This window comes from Chamaesiphon sp. OTE_20_metabat_361, from assembly GCF_031364565.1.
Window position 1 is genome coordinate 1 of record NZ_JANLWO010000029.1, and the last position, 4,144, is coordinate 4,144.

Consider the following 4,144-nt stretch of genomic DNA (forward strand, 5'->3'; position numbering starts at 1 on the left):
CCTGAAAGTGTCATTGAAGAATTTTATGCTAGTGCGATCGATCCCCGACTGTGTTTGCTCAATGCTGAGTTTCTCAATGGTGATAAGGCAATTAGCGAACTATTGGGAGAAGTGAAGATTCACAATAACAATGGGACGTTAAAGAAGGAATATCGGGATACATATGCCTCGATCGTCGAACATGGCGGTACGTCCTATACTGGCATCGATATCGAACACTCTCGTATTGCTAGCTGTAATAGTTTCAAACCGCTCCAGGCGCGACTTGATAAAGAAGGTAAGTCGATTAAATACGAGCATCCAGCGAAAAAGCCTTGTAAGGCATTCCTACCAATAATCGATTGGGAAACATGGCAAGCAATCTCAGTGCGTGTAGGGGTGGCTTTACCCCCCGATCTAGTTACAAGGCAATGGCAATTAGTAGATATCGGCTCGGATGAATGGCGAGATGAATGCCAACGACTCAGCCTAGAGTTTTTACAGTGGATTCGAGATGATTCAACTATCCCTGTAACCACTACGGAAGGAGCAAAGAAAGCATTAAGTGGAATTAGCAGTAGTGAGATTTGTATCTCGCTAACTGGGGTGTGGAATGGCTGTCCCGAACTGAATAAAGGTGAGAAAGACTATACATTAATTAATGATTTACAGCTAATTTCTACCCCGAATAGAAGGATAACTATTGCATTTGATAAAGACAGCAAACCGAAAACAATAAATATGGTTCGGGCTGCAACTAAAAGATTTGCTGGTTTATTAATAGCCGCAGATTGTCAAGTGTATTTAGCTGAATGGAGTAGCGATCGAGGTAAAGGCATTGACGATTTAATCTTTAACGATGGAGTCGAGGCATTCCGTCGCGTTATCGACAGTGCCAAACCGATCGAAGCAGCGGAAATAGACAGCAATGAAGACGATCGAGCCTCCGGCGGAAAAAAGCCACAGAAGTCAGTTGCAGAGCGGTTGCTGGAGATCGGCAGAACTGCTACTTACTTCCAAAATCCCGATCGAGTTGCTTATGCCGATATCGCGATTTCCGGCAACCGTCACACTTATGCAGTGCGCTCCAGAGCTTTTAGGATGTGGCTGGCTGGGATGTATTTCAATATCGAGGGAAAAGGGATCGGTTCTCAACCGATGCAAGATACGCTCTCAACCCTCGAAGCGATCGCTTTATATGGACAGGATTCGGCAACTTGCGAAGTCCATCTCCGCATCGCCCAGGATCGGGAGAAAATTTATCTCGACTTGGGTACTCCAGACTGGAAAGCGATCGAGATCGATCCTACTGGCTGGAGGACGATCGACGATCCACCCGTGCGATTTTGGCGACCGGATTCACTGCGTCCGCTCCCTTATCCCGTCGCTGGGGGAAGCTTGACAGAATTACGGGAATTGCTCAATGTAGATGGATCTGCATGGACTTTGATTATCACTTTCTTACTATTCTGTTTTTGTCCGAACAAAACCTATCCGGTATTAGTGCTATCGGCACACAGAGGGAGCGGCAAGACCGTTGCCGCAGAAATGCTCAAGGGTTTAATCGATCCTGGGAAAGCCCCACTTATCAAGCTACAAGGAGATACCCATAAGCTCGCAGTCTCAGCTTCTCGTCGGCTATTGATGGTCTACGATAATGTGGGACATATCAGTGCAGACCAATCTGACGATCTATGTCGGATTGCGACTGGATTCGGCTACAGTACGCGCACTCTATTCAGCACTGACGAAGAGACGACTTTTGAGTTTGCCCGTCCCCAGATTGTCACGGCGATCGATTCCCTTGTGACTCGTGACGACTTAGCCGATCGAGTCTTAATGGTACAGCTCGGTGAAATTAGCGAACAACAGCGACTACCCCAGGCTGAATTAAATGCCAAGATCGAAGCAGCGCGTCCGCGTATCCTTGGGGCACTGTTGACGGCACTGAGTCAAACATTAGCAGAGTTACCATACACCAAGCCTGATAAACTTCCTCGGATGGCTGACTATGCGCTCTTTGCGATTGCTAGTGAGAAAGCGTTAGGACTCAAGAAAGCTGAGTTTATGTCAGTCTTCAATGACAGTCGCGAACTGTCTAGACAAGTAGTAATTGAGTCTTCGCCTGTTGGAGAAGCGATTATCCGACTTATGGAACATCGCAAGGCATGGGAACCTTGGCAGGGGACGGCTTCAGAACTACTGAATGAATTGGAAAAATATACAGATGAAGCTACCTATCGGTCGCGGTATTTCCCAAAAACTGCTAACGTTCTCAAGCGGCAACTCAATCGACTGGCACCCGATCTCAAGGCATTGGGCATTGATGTTCGAGAGGCTCGAATTGGAAAAGCGGGAACTCGGCAGATCGTGTTAGAGAAATGTGTGATTTTATCGTCAGTATTGTCAGCCGAGCGTCTGCCTTCGCCAGAAACTAGTCAGGATAACGATCTTAGGGCTGACGATAAGGCTGACGATATTTCAATGGCTGACGATAAATCTGACGTTAAGGCTGACGATATTTCAATGGCTGACGATTGGGCTGACGTTAAGGCTGACGATATTTTAATGGCTGACGATTGGGCTGACGATAAGACTGAAGATATCGTCAGCCATCGAACGTCAGAACAAGAGCGGGTTTCAAGGTTGGCTGACGATACTGACAATAAAAATTCCCCATCGACCTCATCCGATCTCCCGATTCTATTTAAAGTTGGAGATTTAGTCAGGTATGGCGGCTCAAGTGCCAACCTCAAGCAGCAATACGCCGGAAATCTGACGATTCGTGAGTTTAGTAAGTCGGGAGACTCGTGTACTTGCCTGAAGCCGAATGGGAACCTGACGAGTTGGATCGAGTTTGACGATCTTGAGTTTGTAGCGGTTTGAGACTGGCGATCGAATCTTACCGTCCAGTTAGCTGATTGGAAATTTTGTGCCGAGCCGATCGACTGAAGTACCTTGTAATTGCCAAGTTATCAGATTTATCAAATTTTCCAGTTTAAGAGCGATCGATCCAGTTCTCCGTTCATATCCTTATTGTTCTCGGCGCAGAATATATCAGAGCAAACTCGATGCTAGTTCCTCATCCATAAGTCGTAAATTGATAAGAAGATTTCCACAACAATCAAAATGACAATGTACCATTCCACGCGGTGGCTGCTGCTGCGCTGCATCATCCCCAGGGCGGTTTCTACGGTTTTAGAAATCAGTGCTAACTTTTGCTCTAGCGCAACCAATCGCTCGCGTAGTTCGTATTCATCTTCAAGGCGCAAGTACAAGCGGCTTAATTCTGGACGATCCCAAGTCGGATCGGGTCTTTCGCCTACTTCAACAATGCCGAGCATTTTTTGCTGGATCAGCAACAAGCCGCCAATGTAGCTAAGTAATTCTTTCTCCTTGGGCGGACGGAGGTTTTTCCCTTGAATGGCAGTAGTGAACGGCTTGATACTTTCAAATAGGAGCGATACTTCCTGCTCGTAATATTCTAGTACGACACTTTTGCCCAAAGCCTCAGCCACAATTTGTAAGCGTTCCGTACTGCATTCTTGCAACCAGAGGATTTCACTTTCCAGTCGCTCATTCACCTTCGGGCGAAATGCGATTGCTAGCACTTCCGATGCTGTAGCTTTGAGGGGTTCGCGAATGTGGGACTCGATCGTTTTGAGTAGTTTGCTTTCTTCCTCCATACTGAGGTTGAATGTCACGATCGCACCGTAGCGAAGGAGTACGACACAACCATTGGCTCCCGCAGCGCATTGGAAAGGATTTGAGTACTTTCGAGCGAAACATGTAATAATGTCGGTAATAGTGAATATTTACCTACGTTATTCATGGAGTCAAATCGGAGCGTTGAAGCAGCATCTCCTCTGGAGCAACGAATTCTCAATCTTGCCAAATCTCAAAGTACGATTCGGACTCGCGATGCGATTGCAGGTGGCATTCATCCAGAAGATCTGCGCCGCTTGGTAGATCGGGGCGTACTGCTCAAATCTGGTCGGGGGATGTACACCTATATTGATGCCGAACTCACCGAATATCATAGTCTCGCTGTTGCCAGTCAGCGGGTGGAGCATGGGGTAATTTGTTTGCTCTCTGCCCTCCAGTTTCATGGGATTGGAACTCAAGCACCCTTTGAAGTCTGGGTGGCGATCGACGTTCATGCCCG

The 4,144-nt window shown here is 47.1% G+C and carries 3 protein-coding genes; 2 read left to right on the top strand and 1 reads right to left on the bottom strand.

The window, feature by feature from the left end; translation table 11 throughout:
• Positions 1-2,865 (top strand): DUF3854 domain-containing protein (locus tag RMO35_RS00700; RefSeq protein WP_309737860.1); only part of this gene is annotated, 2,865 nt, incomplete at its 5' end.
• A gap of 188 nt (positions 2,866-3,053) precedes the next feature.
• Here the strand turns inward: RMO35_RS00700 and RMO35_RS00705 are convergent.
• A complete protein-coding gene (locus tag RMO35_RS00705) occupies positions 3,054-3,794 on the bottom strand; it encodes an RMD1 family protein (protein ID WP_309737862.1) in 741 nt (246 codons plus the stop codon).
• A 15-nt stretch (positions 3,795-3,809) separates the two neighbouring features.
• On the opposite strand from RMO35_RS00705, the gene RMO35_RS00710 reads away from it, so the two are divergent.
• Positions 3,810-4,144 (top strand): type IV toxin-antitoxin system AbiEi family antitoxin domain-containing protein (locus RMO35_RS00710; RefSeq protein ID WP_309737861.1); only part of this gene is annotated, 335 nt, incomplete at its 3' end.